Genomic DNA, 19,012 nt, shown 5'->3' with positions numbered 1-19,012 from the left:
GCCGACGCGGTTCTCCCGCAAATGCAACACGCCGGATACAGCACCAGAGCAAGGACTTCCCGATAGGGTTAAAATGCGCGATTAATTCGGGGTTCCGGGGCCTGGCCGGCCGGTTCGTTCCTGCCTTCATAACATCAAGCCGGGGCGAGCGAGCGAGTGCCAGCTCCTCGAACCCCGGCGTCTGTCGTCGGAGTTCGCTCACCTATGCGAGTCATCCTTGCCCAGCCCCGCGGCTTTTGTGCGGGGGTTGTCCGTGCGATCGAGATCGTCGATCGCGCGCTGCAACAGCACGGTGCGCCGGTCTATGTGCGTCATGAGATCGTGCATAACCGGCATGTCGTCGAGAATCTGCGTAATAAAGGGGCCCGATTCGTTGAGGAACTCGACGAGGTGCCCCACGGCGCTGTCGCGATCTTCAGCGCGCACGGTGTCGCCCAGACGGTCGAGCGCGACGCGGAAACGCGCGGGCTCGACGTGCTCGACGCGACCTGCCCGCTCGTCACGAAAGTGCACGTGCAAGGCCGCCAGTATGTCGCGGCGGGCCGCCGGCTGATCCTGATCGGCCATGCGGGCCACCCGGAAGTCGAGGGGACGATCGGCCAGATTCCGGCCGAGGTGATCCTCGTGCAGAGCGAAGCCGAAGTCGATACGCTGACGCTGCCCGTCGACACGCCGGTCGCGTACATTACGCAGACCACGCTGTCGGTCGACGATACGCGCGGCATCATCGAAGCGCTGCAGCGCCGGTTCACCGACCTCGTCGGCCCGGACACGCGTGACATCTGCTACGCGACGCAAAATCGCCAGGCCGCCGTGCGCGAGCTGAGCGAACAGGTTGACGTGCTGCTCGTGGTCGGTGCGACGAACAGCTCGAACTCGAACCGCCTGCGCGAGATCGGCACCGAAAGCGGTGTGCCGAGCTACCTCGTCGCCGACGGTTCGGAAGTAAAGGCCGAATGGTTCGCGAATGCGAAGACCGTGGGCCTGACCGCCGGGGCGTCCGCGCCCGAGGAGATGGTCGAAGATGTCATCGGCGCGTTGCGCGCGCTGGGTCCCGTCGACGTCACGACGATGGCGGGCCGTGAGGAAAAAGTCGAATTCAAGCTGCCGGCGAAGCTCACGCAAGCTGTCGCCCGCGAAGTTTAAGGAGGACATCTCTTGTCTATTCCGCTGCTCCAGCAAGTCCGCGTCGGCGCGTACATCACGCGCCAACACCTGTCCGGTAACAAACGCTATCCGCTCGCGCTGATGCTCGAGCCGCTGTTCCGCTGCAACCTCGCGTGCAACGGCTGCGGCAAGATCGATTATCCGGACCCCATCCTGAACCAGCGCCTGTCCGTCCAGGAATGCCTGGAAGCGGTCGACGAGTGCGGCGCGCCGATCGTGTCGATCGCCGGCGGCGAACCGCTGCTGCACAAGGAAATGCCGGAAATCGTCCGCGGCATCATGAAGCGCAAGAAGTTCGTCTACCTCTGCACGAATGCGCTGCTGATGGAAAAGAAGATGGACGACTACCAGCCGAGCCCGTATTTCGTCTGGTCGGTCCACCTCGACGGCGACGCGCAGATGCACGATCACTCGGTGTCGCAGGAAGGCGTGTACGACAAGGCGGTCGCAGCCATCAAGGAAGCGAAGCGCCGCGGCTTCCGCGTGAACATCAACTGCACGCTGTTCAACGATGCGATCCCCGAGCGCGTCGCGAAGTTCTTCGATACGTTGAAGCCGATCGGCGTCGACGGCATCACCGTGTCGCCGGGCTACGCGTACGAGCGCGCGCCGGATCAGCAGCACTTCCTGAACCGCGACAAGACGAAGAACCTGTTCCGCGAAATCCTGAAGCGCGGCGAAGGCGGCAAGCGCTGGTCGTTCAGCCAGTCGTCGCTGTTCCTCGACTTCCTGGCCGGCAACCAGACGTACAAGTGCACGCCGTGGGGCAACCCGGCGCGTACGGTGTTCGGCTGGCAGAAGCCGTGCTACCTGGTCGGCGAAGGTTACGTGAAGACCTTCAAGGAACTGATGGAAGACACGAACTGGGACAACTACGGCGTCGGCAACTACGAGAAGTGCGCGGACTGCATGGTCCACTGCGGCTTCGAAGCAACCGCCGTGATGGACACGATGGCGCATCCGCTGAAGGCGTTCGCCGTGAGCCGCAAGGGCATCAAGACCGACGGCCCGTTCGCACCGGACATCTCGATCGCGAACCAGCGTCCGGCCGAGTACGTGTTCTCGCGCCACGTCGAGATCAAGCTCGAGGAAATCCAGCGCGCCGGCAAGGGCAAGCTGCAGAAGGCGGCGAAGCCGGCAGCCGCAGCCTGAGCGCGTTTCGCCGCGCGGAGGCCACGCCTTCGCGCCGGCGGGAAAAAATGAAGCGCCACGGAGTCCGCTCCGTGGCGCTTTTGTTTTGGGCCGCGGTTTTGCATCGCGTTTCGCCGTCACCGTATTGATTGCCGCGACAGTCACGCATGCGCTGAATCAATGCGACCGTGTCGCTGCGCCGGTGCGGCCGGCCCTGTCTCCTCCATCCTCCCTGCGAAACCGGTGCGAGGCTACGCGGCCAGCGACTCGGCCACATGCATGCGCATCTTCTCCGCCGCGCCCGCGACGAGCGCCGGCTGGCCGCTCGACGCGAACGCGCAGACGTGCTCCCATAGCTCGGCCAGCCGATGCCGCGTGAGCGTCGTGACGCACGTGTCGTTCGCCGCGAGCACATGCTCGAGTACCGTGCATTCGTCGTCGCGCAGCGTCCATGCGCCGCTTTGCGCCGCGCGCGCCACGCCCGCGTCGAGCGCACGCTCCGCGTCGACGCACAGGTCGATGTCCGCATCCGCGCACACCGCATCGTCGAGCGCCAGGAACACCAGGTAGACGCTCGTGCGCAAGCGCATCAGCAGCGCCTCGTTGCCATGCCCGCTGCGCAGCGCGACGAGCGCCATGTGGCATTTCAGCGAGATGTCGCGTGCATGCACGGGCGGCAGCGGCAGCAGCCACTCGCGAGTCAGCGGCACGTGGCGACGGTTCTTCCGGGAGCCTTTCATGACGGGCTCCCGTCGGCGGGCGCATCGCTCGCCTCGAATGCCGGCCATGCGAGGCGGCACGCAACGGCGTCGCGGCGCGCGTGGCGCAGGTACATCGCACGACGCCGCGCGCCGTGCCCATCGTCGCGCCGCTGCGCCGCTCGCGCATCCGGCAGCCGGCGCGGCGCCGACGCGCGCACGACGCCGTTAAATCGGATCGTGCAAGCCATGTTCGCCTCCTGCATCAGAACGTGTTCTCGCCCTTCAGGTAGTACGCGGTCTTCACGAAGAACGCCTTGACCGGATGGCCGCCCTGCACATCGCGCGCGGCGCGCGCTTCCATTGCGGCCCGCTCTTCGCGCGACCGGTCCGGCACCGGGTTGTGGACACGTTCGAGCGCACGCTGCATCGCGAGCGGATAATTCTGGTTGCCGGCGGACGTCGCGCGATAGCCGGCGCGCGTCATCTGCGTCAGTTGCGCGTCGGTTTCGGCACGCGCCGCCGACCAACTCGACAATGAGGCATTCGATGCGCTGTCCGTCACGGCAGACTGAGCGAAACTGACGGCGGGCAGCGCAGCGAGTGCGCAGGAAAGTACCGCAACGGGAACGAGGGATCGCATAGTGGCCTCCAGGTGGTTGTCCCCGCATCGATCATGTTCGACGATGCGTTGAAACCATCGTATGACGCACCGCACTCCCCTTGAATAGCCGATTCCGCAATTGATATTTTCGGTGTCGACACCCGGTGCGCAAAACGCGTCATGCGCGAATCCCGCCAAACAGGAATTTCTTTATTTCATTCAACGCCCTGATCGCATTTGTTCAGACGATCCGAAGCAGCGCACGCAGCGCTTTTTCAATTTCGGAAATGACATGTTGCCGATGCGATCACCACCGGCGCACCCGCCGACAAGGCTTCCGGCGTGATATCGCGCGTGCGGACACCGCAATCGGTGGCCCGATCGAATCGAACGTTTCTCATGATTCAGGACAAATCGTCGCGTCCGGATTGCCGGATAGCGACACGACGCGCACGGCAAGGACGCGCGATAATCACACATCGGCCGTTTCGCACGGCACCTCATGCATTCCCATCTTCATCGAGTCCTTCCATGGCTGCCCTCGACATCACCGCCATCCATAGTTGGCACGCGCACGTCTATTTCGATGCGGCCAGCCGCGACGCGGCCTGGGCGTTTCGCCAGGTCGTCGACGAACGGTTCGGCGCGGTCATCGAACTCGGCCGCTTTCACGAACGCCTCGTCGGCCCGCACCCGGCGTGGTCGTACCAGATCGCGTTCGACGCCGCGCGCTTCGACGACATCGTGCCGTGGCTCGTGCTGAACCATGGGGCGCTCGACATCTTCCTGCATCCGAATACGAACGATGAACTGCGCGACCATCGCGATTGCGCGGTGTGGATCGGAAAGTCGTATCAGCTGAATCTCGACGCGCTGGCCGGATAACGGCCGGCACGCGGCCGCCTGCGCCGCGGCGACACCCACGTTTCGGGTCGACGTGAAACGTTCCGAGGGGGCGCGCTCATACAGTGGGTTCCGTTATCGATGCTTCCGGAACCCGCCATGTCACACGCCCACGCCGATGCCCGGCACATTCATGAAGGCTGGCACGCGGCCGTCGTCGCGCGCGACGTCGACGCGCTGATGGCGCTGTATGCCGACGACGCGGTGCTCGAAACGCCGCTGATCGTCGTCACGCTGCCCGATCACGGCTCCGGCGTGCTGCACGGCAAGGCCGCGATCGGCGCATTCTTCGCGGCGGGCCTGCGCAATCCGGGCAACAAGCTCGGGCGCTGGTATCGCACCGGGCTGTTCTTCTCGAACGGCCGCCAGCTCACGTGGGAATATCCGCGCGCCACGCCGGACGGCGACCAGGTCGATCTCGTCGAAGTGATGGATCTGCGCGACGGGCTGATCGCGCATCATCGCGTGTACTGGGGCTGGGCCGGCTTTCTCGCGCTGCGCGCCGCCACGCCGGCGCCCGACCGCGCATGACGGCCGCCGCACCGACCCGCGCCGCGGCCCGCCGCGTGCTCGCCGCGACCTGCGTGAGCTACACGCTCGTGCTGCTCGACGCGTCCATCGTCAACGTCGCGCTCATCGACATCGCCCATACGTTCGGCAGCCGCGTAGCCGGCCTGCAGTGGATCGTGAACGCGTACACGCTCGCGTTCGCGAGCCTGCTGATGACGGGCGGCACACTCGGCGACCGGCTCGGCGATCGCGACGTCTACATCGCCGGGCTCGCGGTATTCGTCGCCGCGTCGGCGCTGGGCGGCGTCGCGCCACACCTCCCGGCACTTGCAATCGCCCGCGCGCTGCAAGGCGTCGGCAGCGCGATGCTGGTGCCCTGCTCGCTCGCGCTGCTCAACCGCGCCTTCCCCGAACCGGCTGCGCGCGCGTCGGCGATCAGCCTGTGGATGGGCTGCGGCGGCATCGCGATGGCGTCGGGCCCGCTGATCGGCGGCCTGCTGATCCATCTGTTCGGGTGGCGCAGCCTCTTCTTCGTGAACCTGCCGCTCGGGCTGGCCGGCATCTGGCTCGGCCGCTCGGTCGTGCGCGCCGCCGTCGTCGACGCATCGCGGCATTTCGACTGGGGCGGCCAGGCCACGGCCATCGTTGCGATCGCGGCGCTGATCGGCACGCTGATCGAAGGCCCGTCGCTCGGCTGGCGCTCGGCGCCGATCATCGGCGGCGCGGTGACGAGCGTCGTCGCGTGGAGCGCGTTCATCGCAATCGAAGCGCGGCGCCGCGACCCGATGCTGCCGCTCGCGTTCTTCCGCAACCGGCTGTTCGCCGGATCGACGTTCGTGTCGATGGCGTCGGCGTTCGTGTTCTACGGCTCGCTGTTCGTGCTCAGCCTGTTCTATCGGCAGGTCCGCGGCGCGAGCCCGCTCGATACGGGGCTCGCGTTCCTGCCGATGACCGCCATGGTCGCGCTCGGCGGGCTGTGTTCGGGCAGGCTGGTTGCGCGCTTCGGCGCGCGCGGCGCGATGTGCGCGGCGTTTGGGCTCTATGCGGCCGGCGCGCTCGGCATGACGGGCATCGGTGCGACGACGCCCGCGTGGCTCGCCGTCGCGCCGATGCTCGCGATCGGCTTCGCATCCGGATTCATCTCGCCGGCCGCGACGTCGCCGGCGCTCGGGACGGTCGACCGGCGCCGCGCCGGCGTGGCGGCGGCCGCGTTGAACGCGGCGCGGCAAAGTGGATCGGCGCTTGGGGTCGCGATCTTCGGCGCGTGCATCGCGACGCTGCAGCCGTTTCCGGCGGCGATGCGGGTGGCGCTCGGCATCGCGACAGGCTTGTCGGCACTCGCCGCCGCGACGTGGTGGATCACGGCGCAGCCGTCACGGGCACCCGGCGAACCGGCTGTGCAGCTACAAACCGCCACGCGTCGGTGACGCATGCTCCAGCAGGTGCGCGCGCGGCGGCACGGCGCGCCGCCATTGCGTCAACGCCGCCCGTCGCTCACGCGACATACATCGCGACACTGACGAACTGGCACAGGCTCCCGGCCAGCACGAACAGATGCCAGATGCCGTGCCCGTGGCGGATGCGTTCGTCGTTGATGAAGAAGTAGATCCCCGCGCTATAGATCAACCCGCCGGCCACGAGCCACGCGGTACCGACCGGCGGCAGCGCATGAATCAGCGGGCGCACCGCGACCAGCGCGAGCCAGCCCATCGCCACGTACAGGATCATCGACAACAGGCGCGTGCGCCGCCCGAGCGTCAGTTCCTGCACGATCCCGAACACGGCGAGCCCCCAGCTCACGCCGAACAGCGACCAGCCCCACGGGCCGCGCAGCGTGACCAGCGTGAACGGCGTATAGCTGCCGGCAATCAGCAGGTAGATCGCCGAGTGGTCGCACTTCTGCAGGATCGCTTTCAGGCGCGGATTGCGCACGCTGTGGTACAGCGTCGAGATTGCATAGAGCAGGATCAGCATCGCGCCATACACGCTGAAGCTCACCACTTTGTAGGGATCGCCTTCGAGCGCGCCCATCGTGACGAGCGCCACGAGACCGACCACCGACAGCACCGCGCCGACGAGATGGGAAATGCTGTTGAAACGCTCACCGACATGCACGACGTGTTCTCCTGCGGGTCCATCGGGAAAAGAGGGAACCCTATGATACCGGCCGGCGGAATTTGCCGTGCTGCGCTCAGGCAAACGGCGACGCGCGCCGCCGGCCCGCCGGGCCGCCAAAGAAAAAGCGCCGCGACATGCATCGCGGCGCTTCCCTTTCGATTACCGAACGGCCTGGACCGCCCGGTTCAACAGCACTTCCCCGCTCCCGACCCATATCGCGCATTCTGACGCTCGCGGAAGAATTCCTCATACGTCATCGGTTCGCGGTCCGGATGGGTCGCGCGCATGTGCGCGACGTAGGTGTCGTAGTCGGGCAGGCCGACCATCAGCCGCAACGCCTGCCCGAGGTAACGCCCCGCGCTGCGCAGGTCGCTGCCAAGATCGCTGAACATCGCGGCCTCCCCTTAACGTCCGCTGCCGAGCGCCTGCGCGGCCGGCATCGCTTCGTACGGCGTCTCGCGCACCGTCGGCTTCGACTCGCGGCGCGCGCGCAGCACGGCGATCACGCCGTACACCGCGATCGCCACGACGACGAAGATGAACAGCCCGGCCAGCGCCGCGTCGATGTAGTCGTTGAAGATGATCCGCTTCATCTGCGCGATCGACTTCGCCGGCGCGAGCACCTTGCCTTCGTCCACCGCTGCCTGCAGCTTCGCGGCGTGCGCGAGGAAGCTGACCTTCGGGTTCGCGTCGAAAATCTTCTGCCAGCCGGCCGTCAGCGTGCAGATCAGCAGCCACGCGGTCGGCACGATCGTCACCCACGCATAGCGCTCGCGCTTCATCTTGAACAGCACGACGGTGCCGAGCACCAGCGCGATCGCGGCGAGCATCTGGTTCGAGATGCCGAACAGCGGCCACAGCGTGTTGATGCCGCCGAGCGGATCGACCACGCCCTGGTACAGGAAGTAGCCCCACGCGGCCACGCACAGCGCGGTGGCGACCAGGTTCGCGGGCAGCGATTCGGTGCGCTTGAGTGCCGGGTGGAACGTGCCGAGCAGGTCCTGCAGCATGAAGCGGCCCGCGCGCGTGCCGGCGTCGACGGCCGTCAGGATGAACAGCGCCTCGAACAGGATCGCGAAGTGATACCAGAACGCCATCATCGCTTCGCCGCCGATCACCTGGTGCAGGATGTGCGCCATGCCGACTGCCAGCGTCGGCGCGCCGCCTGCACGCGCGATGATCGTCGTTTCGCCGACGGCCTTCGCGGTCTGCGTGAGCATGTCGGGCGTCAGCACGAAGCCCCATTGCGTGACCGTGTTGGCCACCGCTTCCGGCGTCGAGCCGAGCACGGCGGCCGGTGCGTTCATCGCGAAATAGATGCCCGGCTCGATCACGCACGCGGCGACCAGCGCCATGATCGCGACGAACGATTCCATCAGCATCGCGCCGTAACCGATGAAGCGCGCGTTGGTTTCGTTGTCGATCAGCTTCGGCGTCGTGCCCGACGAGATCAGCGCGTGGAAGCCCGACACCGCGCCGCACGCGATCGTGATGAACAGGAACGGGAACAGGTTGCCCGACCACACCGGGCCCGTGCCGTCGACGAACTTCGTCAGCGCGGGCATCTTCAGTTCCGGGGCGACGACCAGGATGCCGATCGCGAGGCCGAGGATCGTGCCGATCTTCAGGAAGGTCGACAGGTAGTCGCGCGGCGCGAGCAGCAGCCACACCGGCAGCACCGACGCGACGAAGCCGTAGCCGATCAGGATCCACGTGAGCTGCGTGCCCGTGAACGTGAACCACGCGGCGAGCGTCGGCGAATCGTGCACGTGCTGGCCGAACGCGATCGACGCCATCAGCAGCACGAAGCCGATGATCGACACTTCGCCGATGCGGCCCGGACGGATGTAGCGCGTGTAGACGCCCATGAACAGCGCGATCGGAATCGTCGCGGCGACGGTGAACGTGCCCCACGGCGAATTCGTCAGCGCCTTCACGACGATCAGCGCGAGCACCGCGAGGATGATCACCATGATCAGGAACGCGCCGAACAGCGCGATCACGCCGGGCACCGTGCCGAGCTCCATCTTGACGAGATCGCCGAGCGAGCGGCCGTCGCGGCGCGTCGAGATGAACAGCACGATGAAGTCCTGCACCGCGCCGGCGAACACGACGCCGGCCAGGATCCACAGCATGCCGGGCGTGTAGCCCATCTGCGCGGCGAGCACGGGGCCGACGAGCGGGCCGGCGCCGGCGATCGCGGCGAAGTGATGGCCGAACAGCACGTACTTGTTGGTCGGCACGTAGTCGAGGCCGTCGTTGTACTTGACGGCCGGCGTCATCCGCAGCCCGTCGAGCTGCATGACCTTGCTGGCGATGAAACGGCTGTAGAAGCGATACGCGATCAGATACACGCAGACTGCGGCGATCACGATCCAGAGGGCACTGACGCGCTCGCCGTGTGCGAGTGCGATCGTGCCGAACGCGAACGCGCCGAGCAGCGCGACCGCGATCCATAGCAGGGTACTGGAAGCCCGATTCATGGCGTCTCCTGGTCTCCAATGTGTTTTTGAGTGGATGCGGCGAGGGGCCGAACCCGCGTGACGTCGATGCGTCGTGCCGCAGCCTCGCAGAGGCCACGGCGATGGGCCGTAGTATTCCGCGCGACGGGGGCGGCTTACAAGCGGATAACTACGTATGCGGGGCTACGTAGAATTACGTAGATGCGGGGAGGTGCGGTGCGACGACAACGTCGGTTTGCGGAAATTTGTACCTGGCCGCCACTGCCGAGGCGAGAGCCGGATCGACTCAAGGTAACCGAAGACGTGGTGGGCCACCGCGAGGAAAAGCGAACCGTCCAATCTATGTGGATAGCGATATCGAACGCTGCATCCGGCGAGAACATCGACTCGACAACACATATGCAGAGCCGATGCGCTCGTTCGCCCAGAATCGATGCTACAGACCGCCGCGCTTGAGCCGGATCCCGTGCGGATGCGGATTCGCGTCGCCGGAATCTTCGGGCAGCAGGTTGCCATCGTCGAGCTTCGCATCGGCACGCGCTGTTGCCGGATAACGTTCCGGGTAAAGGTGGCGCTGCGCGACCGTCTCGTCGAACGTACCAGACCATTTCGCAACGACGACCGTGGCCAGGCTGTTGCCGATCGTATTGCACGTTGCGATCGCCATCGACATGAAGCGGTAGACGCCAAAGATCAGTGCGAGTCCCTCCACCGGCAGCAGCCCCGTCGATGTCACCGTCGCCGCGAACACGACGAACGATCCGCCCGATACCGTCGCGGCGCCTTTCGACGTCAACAGCATCAGCAGCAGGATCCCCATCTGATGCTCGAACGTGAGCGGCACGTTGTACGCGTGCGCGATGAACATCACGCCCATCGCCATGAAGATCGACGTCCCGTCGAGATTGAACGCATAGCCGGTCGGCAGCACGAGACCGACCGTCTGCTTCGCGCAGCCAAGTCGCTCGAGCTTGATCAGCAGGCGCGGCAACGCGCTTTCCGACGACGCGGTGCCGAGCACGATCAGGATCTCGTCCTTGATGTAGCGCATGAAGCGCCACATGCTGAAGCCGGCCAGCTTCGCTACGACGCCCATCACGACGACGATGAACAGCACCACGACCGCGTAGAAGCTGAGCACGAGTTGCGCGAGCGCGACCAGCACGGCTGTCCCGTTGCTGCCGACCGCGAACGCGATCGCGCCGAAGGTGCCGAGCGGGGCAAGCTTCATCACCAGGTTGATGAACGAGAACAGGACCTCCGAAATCTGGTCGAGCCCGTCGTTGATTCGCGCGCGCCGCCCTTCGGGAATCGCAAGAATGCCGATGCCGACCATCACCGCGAGCACGACCACCTGCAGCAACTCGCCCTTCGCGAACGCGCCGATGAAGTTGTCCGGCACGAGATGCATCACGAATTCGGTGAACCCTTGCGGCGCCGCCTTTGCCGCGGCAACCGGTACCTTGCCGACCGCCACGGACGTCATACCCTGGCCGGTCTGCAGCAGGTTGCCGGCGAACAGGCCGAACGCCAGCGCGATCGTCGACACGACTTCGAAGTAGACGATCGCACGCCAGCCGACCCGCCCCGCGCTCTTCACGTCGCCGGCGGAAGCAATGCCATGCACGATCGTCAGGAACACGAGCGGCGCGACGCCGGCCTTGATCAGCGCGAGAAACACGTCGCCGAGAATCTTCATCTGCGTGCCGAATTTCGGAAACAGCAGCCCGGCGACGATGCCGAGCACCAGCGACGCGAGCACCTGCATGCCGAGCTTGCGATACCACGGGCGCTTCGGCGCCGGGGCGACCGGTTCGTCGCGCGAGGTCTGTGCGTGATTCATGATGGTGTCTCCTCCACGATGTCCGCTCAGATTTCGCGGGACAGTGCGATCGCCCGATCGACCATCTGCGGCGCGAGGCCCAGGTAGTTGACCGGATCCGTCATGCGTTCGATCGCGTCGCGATCGAAGTGCCGCGTCACCTCGGGCAGTGCGGCCAGCGCTTCGGCGAGCGTGCCGCCCTTCTCGTTGACCGTGCGGCACGCGTCATACACGATGTCGTGCGCCTGCTGGCGCCCGGTAAACGGCGCCATCTGCATCATCGCGGCTTCGGCGACGATCAGCCCCTTGCTGATGCCGAGGTTCTGCTTCATCCGCACCGCATCGACGATCAGCCCACCGAGCGCGAACTTCGCCTGATGCAGCGCGCCGGATGTCAGGATGAAGCTCTCGGGAATCGCGATCCATTCCGCATGCCACGGACCTGTCGCCCGCTCGAAATCCTGGATCATCGCGTCGACCATCAGGCCCGCATGCTGCCGCACCGCTTTCGCCGCCGCCAGCATCAGCTCGCTCGAGATCGGATTGCGCTTTTGCGGCATCGTGCTACTTGCGCCGCGCCCCTTGACGAACGGTTCGTACACTTCCGCGAATTCGTTCGACGCCATGATCATGATGTCGAGCGCGATCTTGCCGAGCGAGCCCGTGACCAGCGCAAGCAGGTTCACTGCCTCGGCGAAGCCATCGCGTGCGACGTGCCACGTCGTCGCGGGCACACCGAGCTTCAGTTCTTCCGCAAGCGCATTCTGGACGTCGAAACCCTTGTCGCCGAGCGACGCCAGCGTGCCGGCCGCGCCCGCGAACTCGACGACCGCGACGCGTGCGCGCAGCTCCGCGAGCCGCTGCTGATGCCGGTCGAACATCGCGAGCCAGATTGCGGCCTTGTAGCCGAACGTGATCGGCAGCGCCTGCTGGAGATGGGTGCGGCCTGCCATTGCGGTGTCGCGGTGCGTGCGCGCGAGGTCGGCGAGAATGCCGCGCAATTCGCGGATATCGGCGTCGATCGAGTCCAGCGCATCGCGTACTTGCAGGGCCACCGCCGTGTCCATGATGTCCTGCGTCGTGGCACCCCAATGCACGTAGCGGCCCGCGTCGCCGCACATCGCGACGAGCTGGTGCACGAGCGGCAGGATCGGATAGCCGACGATGTCCGTCTCCTCGCGCATGTGATCGAAATCGATGCGCTCGATACTCGCTTCCCGTGCAATCACGTCGGCCGCTTCGGCTGGAATCACGCCGACGCGCGCCTCGGCCTTCGCGAGCGCGACTTCGACGTCGATGTAACGCTGCACGAGTGAATGATCGGAAAACAGCGCACGCATCTTCGCGGTGCCGAAGGCATCTCGAAACAGAATCGAATCGACGACGGTGCTGGAGACAGGGATGGCGCGGCTTGCCATGGTGACCTCTGAAAAGGAGAACGGGGAAAAGGCATCGGACCTTCGAAGCCGAATACCTTCGATATGTCCGGACATATCGAAGGCTATTATGTCCGGACATATCGCTCAAGCGACGTTTACCCTTAAACTGTCAGCGACGACTGACATGCAGAGAAAATGAACCGACCCCATTTCGCCGAGATCGCGCGCGACCTGACTGAAGGCATCGCGTCGGGCCGCTTTCCCGTCGGCTCGTACTTGCCGACCGAGCTCGAACTGCGCGATCTGTACAAGACGAGCCGGCACACGATTCGCGCGGCGCTGCACGAACTGCAGCAACTCGGCTTCGTATCGCGCCGCAAGAACGCGGGGACGCGTGTCGAATCGGTGCAACCGAAAAACGACTTCCGGCCGTCTCTTGCTTCGATCGAGGATCTCGTCCAGTTCGGTTCCGAGAATCTGCGCGTGGTGCAGACGGTCGAGGAGCTCGTCGCTGAAGGCAAGCTCGCGAAGGTCCTGAAAAGCGACGAAGGTGCACGCTGGCTGCGCATTTCGAGCCTGCGTGTCGAACGCGATACCTCGCGTCCGCCGATTGGCTGGACGGACGTTTATATTGATCCGAGCTATGCGGAAATCGTGGAGACGATCCGCAACGAGCCGGACACGCTGATCAGTTCATTGATCGAGGCCCGTTACGGACGATGCGTTGCCGAGATCGAGCAAAACGTACAGGCGGTGAACGTCTCGCCGGAAATGGCTGCGAGACTGCAGATCCCGGCGGGAACGGCCGCGCTTGAAATCGTGCGGCGCTATATCGATTCGATGGGCGTTGCGTTCGAAATCTCGATCAGCATTCACCCGGCCGAACGATTTTCCGTTTCCATGAGGCTGAAACGATCCGAGAGTTGAACTGGCGGACTTGGCTTGTTGAACATCCAATCTCAGCCGGGTATCACGATGATGCACAGCCCCGGGGGAATACGATCGTCACGCAAGGTGCAGGCCACGTGCACATGCGCACGATGGATCGCGCAATGGCCGCCGTGCGCGGCACTCTTGCGAAGACCAGTGTCAACTCCCGGGCAGCGTCGGCAGCCCCTGTCGCGCGTTGTACGAAACCAGCGTTTGAGCAGGCGACCGTACCGTAGTGGCTCAACTTCGCGTCTTCGTCAGCCACAGGTGCCCACCTTCCTGATCGGTGGACACCCATGCTCCTTGGTCAAAGCGCCATGACGTAGACGTCGAGAATGGCCCCCGACGGTCGATCAACCTCAATTGCTATAGATCAGACCGCGAGCGGCGCCGTTGACGTAGATCCTGCCATACGTGTTCCAGTCGCCGGCCATCACGCCGGAGTCGCCGAACTGGTGCGCGTCGTCGTTGAAGCGCGCCCACGTTGCACCCCCGTCGTCGGAATGGTAAATGCCCCAGACGCCGTTCAATGTGCCTTCCACGTAGACCGCGGCCGAGTACGACGAACCTCCCGGCGCCCTGCCCAAGGCGATCACGGTGGCGCCCGGTGTGTCGTTGGTCGACGCGAAGGCGCTGAGCTTCGTCCAGGTTGCCCCCGAGTCCACCGAGTGGTACACGGCCGTGCCGTCGGCCAGCCAGAGGTCACCCTCGGCGTTCGGATTGACCGCCATCGACGTATCCCGCCACGAATTCCAGGCCAGGTTCGCGTTCACGGAGCCCTGGCTCAGCGCGAACGTGTGGCCGCCGTCGTTCGAGACGTAGATCTTGCCGCGCTGCCAGCTCCACGGTGCGCCGCCGGAGTCGTAGGCATAGACCTTGTTCGGGTTCTTGCGGTCCGCGGCCAGGCGGTAGGCTCGCGGGAAGCCGTTCCATTTGGCGCTGAACGCCGGCAGGTTGGTCGTCGTCCAGCTGGCGCCATTGTTTGTCGTGTACGACGGCACCGAGTCCGGCGGTGCCCACGTCACGTTGTTGCGAGAAGGGACGACCAGGTTGCCCACGTTGCTCTGGCTTGCCGCGGCGCCGTTGGGCAGCGACGCGAACGTCGCCCAGCTATTGCCGCTGTCGCCGGACCAGAAGCCCTTGGTGGCATGGCCGTTGGCGTTGTCGACGCCCGCGGCGGCAATGTACGTCGGATCGGACCACGACATGTCGGCCGAATTGCCGCTGCTCCACGTGCTCAACGGGCCTTTCGTCGGCCTCGTCGTGAGATCCGTATTGACCCACGTGCCGATGTCGCCGGCGCTGTTGATGAACTTGTACGACGCACCGGGCGGCGCCGTGACGAGCGCCAGCGTCACGGTTTCCTCGAGGTTGTCGACCTTGGGGCTCCAGGTTGGCGTGGGCGACGAGGCGTTCATGGTTTCACAGATGCCGCCGCCGTGGACGTGCATGACGTGATCGCGATTGGCCGGGTCGATGGCGACGCTCTCGACCCAGCCGGCGCAGCCAACCGAGGCAGTGCCGGTGTGCGGCATGCCGGCCTCGATTTCGCGCCACGTGCTGCCGCCGTCGTCGGATAGCTGGATGGTCTTGCTGGTGTCGCTCCAGCCCGTCATGCCCAGTGCGATGCGGGCGGACGCGCCCAGACCGGAGACGGACAGGCCGCCAAAGCCGTTGCTGCTGGAGCGGTTGAGCAGCGTCCAGTTGCCGTTGTTACTTCCGCCGAACTTGTAGAGATAGCTCGGACCACCGATGCCCTGGCCGACGCCCGCGTTGAACACCACGTAGAAGTTGCCGTCGGACGTGCGCACGACGTGCGGGATGTAGTAGCCGGACACCGTCGGGGGGACGGGCACCGGCGTCCACGAGAAGCCGCCATTGGTGGACTTGTACAGGGTCGACGTCAGGCCCGCCGCGTTGGCGTAGTCCGGGGCGACGGTGGCCCACATGATCCAGGTCGGCTGGCCGCCGCCCTTGCCCGACGTGTCGAAGATGACCTGCTCGACGCCCAGCGGGGAGCTGCCGCCGCTGATCGTGGTGGAGGACAGACCCGTGACCTGCGCCCAGGTGCGGCCGGAATCGGCACTCTTCCACAGGCCGGCCGTGCGCGATCCGTAGAACAGCGTCGAGGGATTGTTCGGGTCGACCTGCAGGCGCTCGCCCGTGGCGCGGCCGTTGTCGTTGCCGCCCACCGGGAACGGCAGGTCGTAGTGCGTCCAGGTGTCGCCGCGGTTGCTCGAGATGTAGATGCGGCCGTTGTGACCCTGCGTCACGGTAATGCCGGTCATCATGTAGACGAGCTGATCGTTGTTCGGGTCGAGCGCAAGGCTTTCGACGCCGTGGAAATCGCCCTCGCCTGAGCCGAAACCGATGCCGTCGGTGATGGGCGTCCACGTCGAGTTGGTCGCGTTCCAGCGGTACGCGCCGCCGACGTCGGTGCGTGCATACAGCAGGCTCGCATTGGCTGGATGGTAGATCAGGCCGGTGACGTAGCCGCCGCCGCCCCACTTGACGCTGGTCCAGCTGGCCGCCGGCAGGTTGCTGCCGCTGCCATTTCCGACGATCTGACTACGATTGGCGGCGACATTGGCACCCGCATTGGTCACGCCTGTCGCGCTGTCGGATCCGCCATCACAGCCCCATAACGTACACGCCATCGCCGCAGCGGCAATCCATCGTCGAGAAAACACGTTCATCAGAAGTCCTTAATGAAAGAGGTCCATCGCAGGCCCGTCGTCGGGCCCTGCGTGATCAATTCGTCATGAGCGATGCAATCTGTGGAGCGCCGAGCGCACCGCGATAGATACGGAAATCATCGATCAGGCCGTGGAACGTGGCGTCGGCACTGTATTGCGATTTGCCCAGCCAGTTCTGCGTGGTAGGGCCAAGGCGGAACGGCGCCTGGAACATCGCCGTGTTGGTACTGACGGGCGTGCCGTCCACGTATATCGTGCCGGTCGAACCCGATAGCGTGACGGCCACATGCACCCATCGCTTGCTCGGCAGCTCGGTGGGGGCGTCGATGATCTGTTCCGGAGGGCCGTCACCGGGGCCGTTGGCCGTCATCGCGAAGCGCATGCCGGCCCAGCCGTTGCGCAACTGGGCGCGCGGCGTGAACATCATGTAGCGGTGGAAGCCCGTGCCGAAGTCGAACAGGCGTGCCCACGTTTGCGCGCCGTTCCAGAACACCCAGCTGGCGATGGTGAAGTCCGACACATCGGCCAGCAGATCGTCGGGCAACGCCACATACGCGCCCGAGCCGTTGAGCGAAACCGCATTGCCGCTGCGCCCCGCTGCCCACGTTGCACCGTTGAGCGTGCCATTGCGCCCGTTGCCCGAGCTATCGGCGGCCGTCACGCCGCTGCCTTCATCAAACGTGAGGTGCGCGAGCAGCTGCTGCGCCGTGATCACTTTCACTTCGTTGGAGGGCGCCGATTCGCCCGCAATCGTTTGCGCCGTCACGACATAAAAATACGTGCCGGCACCGGCGGGCATATCGGTAAAGGTCAGCAGATCGGTGATACCGCTCCGGATGGTGCTGTACGGTCCGCCGGCAATGGTGGCGCGCTTGACGTTGTAGCTGACGGCGTTGCTGCTGCCCCACCACGACAACACCACCTTGCCCGCGCTGGCGTAGCCGGTCAGGCCGGTCGGCGTTGCTGCAGGGGTGCCGGGGTCGAGCGTGCAGGTGAGCGTGCCGTAGCCAAGCTGGTCGAATCCGCCACTGTTGGGGCCGTAGTTGCCGCCGCCGCCTTCCGGCGCCACAAGCTCGGCAGCGCGCTTGGTGTACGGCGCCGCCAGACCTTTGCGGTTGATGTAATGGTTGGCCACCAGCGCCCAGCAGGGCCGCCCCAGGGCGCCGCCTTGCCCGCCGGTGGAGAACTGCGTCTGGGTGACGCCGGCACTGTTCTGGTACGTGACGAAAGGCACCGTGTAGAACGCGCCGTCCGCCTGCTTCAGGTTGGCCTTGGCCACGTATTCCGCGCCCGCCAGAAAGCGATTGTTGTCATAGCCGTACAGGTCGATGCCCTGATTCCACGCCATCTCGCAAATAGCGCCCGTCAAGGCAATGCCGAGCGTGCTGTGGCCCTGGTCCCGGCCGGCTTCCTGCCATTGCCCGAGGTTGCCGGGGTGCAGGTAGTACACGGCTTGCCGGATACAGCCGTTGCTGCCACCGGTCTTGAAATGGGTGACGGCCTCGTTGACGAGCTCGGCATCGTCGCACAGCACGCCGATGGCCAGGACGCACGCAATGTTGGCCAGGCCCCAGTTGGCCCAGTAGTGCGTGTCCATCGCGGTGTCGATACGGGTCAGGAAAGCATGGCTGACCGGGTAGAAGACATTGCGCATCATGGCCTGGAACGCCGCGAGTCCGGCCGGACTCCAGCCGCTGTAGCCGCGCATGATTTCGGCTGCGTTGGCGAACTCGTAGCCGTAGATGCCGGCGGCGAGCGCCACGTCGCTGCCGCCAAGCGTCGTCAGCTTCGCGGCCCATTGGTCCAGATACTCCACGGCTTTGTCGGCATAGCGTGTGTCGTCCGACACCTTCCAGCGCAGCGCGTCGCCATAGGCGGCGGCGATGTCGTTGTAAAGCGCGCCGTAGTTCTGACCATGCGTGGGATCGTTGCCGCGATAGATGCCGACCTGCGGGTTCGGCTTGTTCGTGAGGCGCGTGTGACCGTTGGCGACGAGCACGTTCCAGCTGTCGATCCACGGGGAAGCGTGAGCCCCGACCTTAGCGCGCATGCGTTCGAAATCCGCCTCGGTATGCAGCAAACCGGGATGCGTGAAGGCGCGGGTCTGGGCAATGCCTGCCGACGTCGCCCCTGCGTCGATACCATTCGAAGCTGGAGCACCTCGGGACGCCTGGCCGGTGCCGTTTGCCGATGCACGCTCACCGCCTGAAACCGCGTTGCTTCCGTCGCCGCCGCACCCGGCCAGAAGCGTTGCGCCGAGCGCCGTCACGAAATGGCGTCGTGCAATATTTTCGATGTCGCCGAGTGGGACGATTTCCTCGGGTAGCATCGTCGGTGCTCCGTTGTCTCGCATGTCTGGATCCCCAGTTTTTTAGCTATGGTCGAAGCAACAAAAATGTACGAACCATTCCGTATTCGTCAGGAACGCGTAGCATTCTATCCAATACGATAGGGATGTAATCAAGCGAAAAAAAACATATTCATCAATGACACGCACGTGTCACATCGGTGATGCACGGATTGAGGATTGCGCGAAGCGGCTGGGCGCCGCCGTAGAACAAGACAACATCGATCGTGGGTATGATCTGTTGT

Annotated in this window: 16 protein-coding genes; 6 read left to right on the top strand and 10 right to left on the bottom strand. The window is 65.2% G+C overall.

What is annotated here, in order from left to right:
* Positions 1 to 204: 204 nt before the first annotated feature.
* Both ispH and hpnH read left to right on the top strand, forming a co-directional pair.
* Positions 205 to 1,146: a 4-hydroxy-3-methylbut-2-enyl diphosphate reductase gene (gene ispH, locus C5O79_RS17155; RefSeq protein WP_039349543.1), complete on the top strand. Its 942-nt coding sequence runs from the start codon at positions 205 to 207 to the stop codon at positions 1,144 to 1,146.
* A 12-nt stretch (positions 1,147 to 1,158) separates the two neighbouring features.
* On the top strand, positions 1,159 to 2,319 hold the full coding sequence (hpnH, locus tag C5O79_RS17150; RefSeq protein WP_046548742.1) for an adenosyl-hopene transferase HpnH: 1,161 nt from the start codon (positions 1,159 to 1,161) through the stop codon (positions 2,317 to 2,319).
* Positions 2,320 to 2,549: 230 nt separating this feature from the next.
* Here hpnH and C5O79_RS17145 read toward each other — a convergent pair whose 3' ends face one another.
* Genes C5O79_RS17145 through C5O79_RS17135 form a run of 3 tightly spaced genes read right to left on the bottom strand, consistent with a single transcriptional unit; the run spans position 2,550 to position 3,639 of the window.
* Complete coding sequence (locus tag C5O79_RS17145; RefSeq protein WP_122477113.1) at positions 2,550 to 3,038, bottom strand: hypothetical protein; 489 nt, start codon at positions 3,036 to 3,038, stop codon at positions 2,550 to 2,552.
* Positions 3,035 to 3,247 (bottom strand): hypothetical protein, encoded by a 213-nt coding sequence (locus tag C5O79_RS17140; protein WP_105818393.1) that lies wholly within the window; start codon positions 3,245 to 3,247, stop codon positions 3,035 to 3,037. The genes C5O79_RS17145 and C5O79_RS17140 overlap by 4 nt, the downstream gene beginning before the upstream one ends.
* A gap of 14 nt (positions 3,248 to 3,261) precedes the next feature.
* Positions 3,262 to 3,639, bottom strand: coding sequence for a hypothetical protein (locus tag C5O79_RS17135; RefSeq protein ID WP_046548744.1), 378 nt, complete (start codon positions 3,637 to 3,639; stop codon positions 3,262 to 3,264).
* A 492-nt stretch (positions 3,640 to 4,131) separates the two neighbouring features.
* Here C5O79_RS17135 and C5O79_RS17130 point away from each other — a divergent pair, with 492 nt between their 5' ends.
* From C5O79_RS17130 to C5O79_RS17120, 3 genes are all read left to right on the top strand, one after another.
* Positions 4,132 to 4,485, top strand: coding sequence for a DOPA 4,5-dioxygenase family protein (locus tag C5O79_RS17130; protein WP_047851356.1), 354 nt, complete (start codon positions 4,132 to 4,134; stop codon positions 4,483 to 4,485).
* A gap of 117 nt (positions 4,486 to 4,602) precedes the next feature.
* Positions 4,603 to 5,034, top strand: a complete 432-nt coding sequence (locus tag C5O79_RS17125; RefSeq protein ID WP_122477115.1) for a nuclear transport factor 2 family protein — start codon at positions 4,603 to 4,605, stop codon at positions 5,032 to 5,034.
* Positions 5,031 to 6,440, top strand: a complete 1,410-nt coding sequence (locus C5O79_RS17120) for an MFS transporter (RefSeq protein WP_122477117.1) — start codon at positions 5,031 to 5,033, stop codon at positions 6,438 to 6,440. Before C5O79_RS17125 ends, C5O79_RS17120 begins: the two co-directional genes overlap by 4 nt.
* Positions 6,441 to 6,507: 67 nt before the next feature.
* On the opposite strand, the gene C5O79_RS17115 is transcribed toward C5O79_RS17120, so the two are convergent.
* The 5 genes from C5O79_RS17115 to C5O79_RS17095 all read right to left on the bottom strand — a co-directional run bounded on the left by C5O79_RS17115 (position 6,508) and on the right by C5O79_RS17095 (position 12,833).
* Positions 6,508 to 7,128 carry a hemolysin III family protein gene (locus C5O79_RS17115; RefSeq protein WP_039349524.1) on the bottom strand — a complete coding sequence of 207 codons (621 nt, stop codon included), beginning with the start codon at positions 7,126 to 7,128 and terminating at the stop codon, positions 6,508 to 6,510.
* A gap of 188 nt (positions 7,129 to 7,316) precedes the next feature.
* A complete protein-coding gene (locus C5O79_RS17110) occupies positions 7,317 to 7,523 on the bottom strand; it encodes a YbdD/YjiX family protein (RefSeq protein WP_011353713.1) in 207 nt (68 codons plus the stop codon).
* A gap of 12 nt (positions 7,524 to 7,535) precedes the next feature.
* Entirely contained in the window at positions 7,536 to 9,614 is a 2,079-nt protein-coding gene (locus C5O79_RS17105; protein WP_039349522.1) for a carbon starvation CstA family protein, read from the bottom strand.
* Between the two features lie 415 nt (positions 9,615 to 10,029).
* Positions 10,030 to 11,436, bottom strand: coding sequence for a cation:dicarboxylase symporter family transporter (locus C5O79_RS17100; RefSeq protein ID WP_122477119.1), 1,407 nt, complete (start codon positions 11,434 to 11,436; stop codon positions 10,030 to 10,032).
* A gap of 26 nt (positions 11,437 to 11,462) precedes the next feature.
* The gene (locus C5O79_RS17095) at positions 11,463 to 12,833 is read right to left on the bottom strand and encodes an adenylosuccinate lyase family protein (RefSeq protein ID WP_122477122.1); all 1,371 of its coding nucleotides are present in this window, start codon (positions 12,831 to 12,833) and stop codon (positions 11,463 to 11,465) included.
* A 156-nt stretch (positions 12,834 to 12,989) separates the two neighbouring features.
* On the opposite strand from C5O79_RS17095, the gene C5O79_RS17090 reads away from it, so the two are divergent.
* Complete coding sequence (locus tag C5O79_RS17090) at positions 12,990 to 13,721, top strand: GntR family transcriptional regulator (protein WP_047851362.1); 732 nt, start codon at positions 12,990 to 12,992, stop codon at positions 13,719 to 13,721.
* Positions 13,722 to 14,083: 362 nt separating this feature from the next.
* On the opposite strand, the gene C5O79_RS17085 is transcribed toward C5O79_RS17090, so the two are convergent.
* Both C5O79_RS17085 and C5O79_RS17080 read right to left on the bottom strand, forming a co-directional pair.
* Complete coding sequence (locus C5O79_RS17085; protein WP_122477125.1) at positions 14,084 to 16,420, bottom strand: dockerin; 2,337 nt, start codon at positions 16,418 to 16,420, stop codon at positions 14,084 to 14,086.
* Between the two features lie 55 nt (positions 16,421 to 16,475).
* Positions 16,476 to 18,749 (bottom strand): LamG-like jellyroll fold domain-containing protein, encoded by a 2,274-nt coding sequence (locus C5O79_RS17080; RefSeq protein ID WP_122477127.1) that lies wholly within the window; start codon positions 18,747 to 18,749, stop codon positions 16,476 to 16,478.
* Positions 18,750 to 19,012: the final 263 nt, after the last annotated feature.

Origin of the sequence: Burkholderia sp. SRS-25, assembly GCF_004343765.1 — a bacterium.
In the GTDB taxonomy this organism is placed as follows: Bacteria; Pseudomonadota; Gammaproteobacteria; order Burkholderiales; family Burkholderiaceae; genus Burkholderia; species Burkholderia contaminans.
The sequence above is the reverse complement of the archived record's forward strand: the minus strand, read 5'-3'. Positions and strand labels throughout refer to the sequence as shown.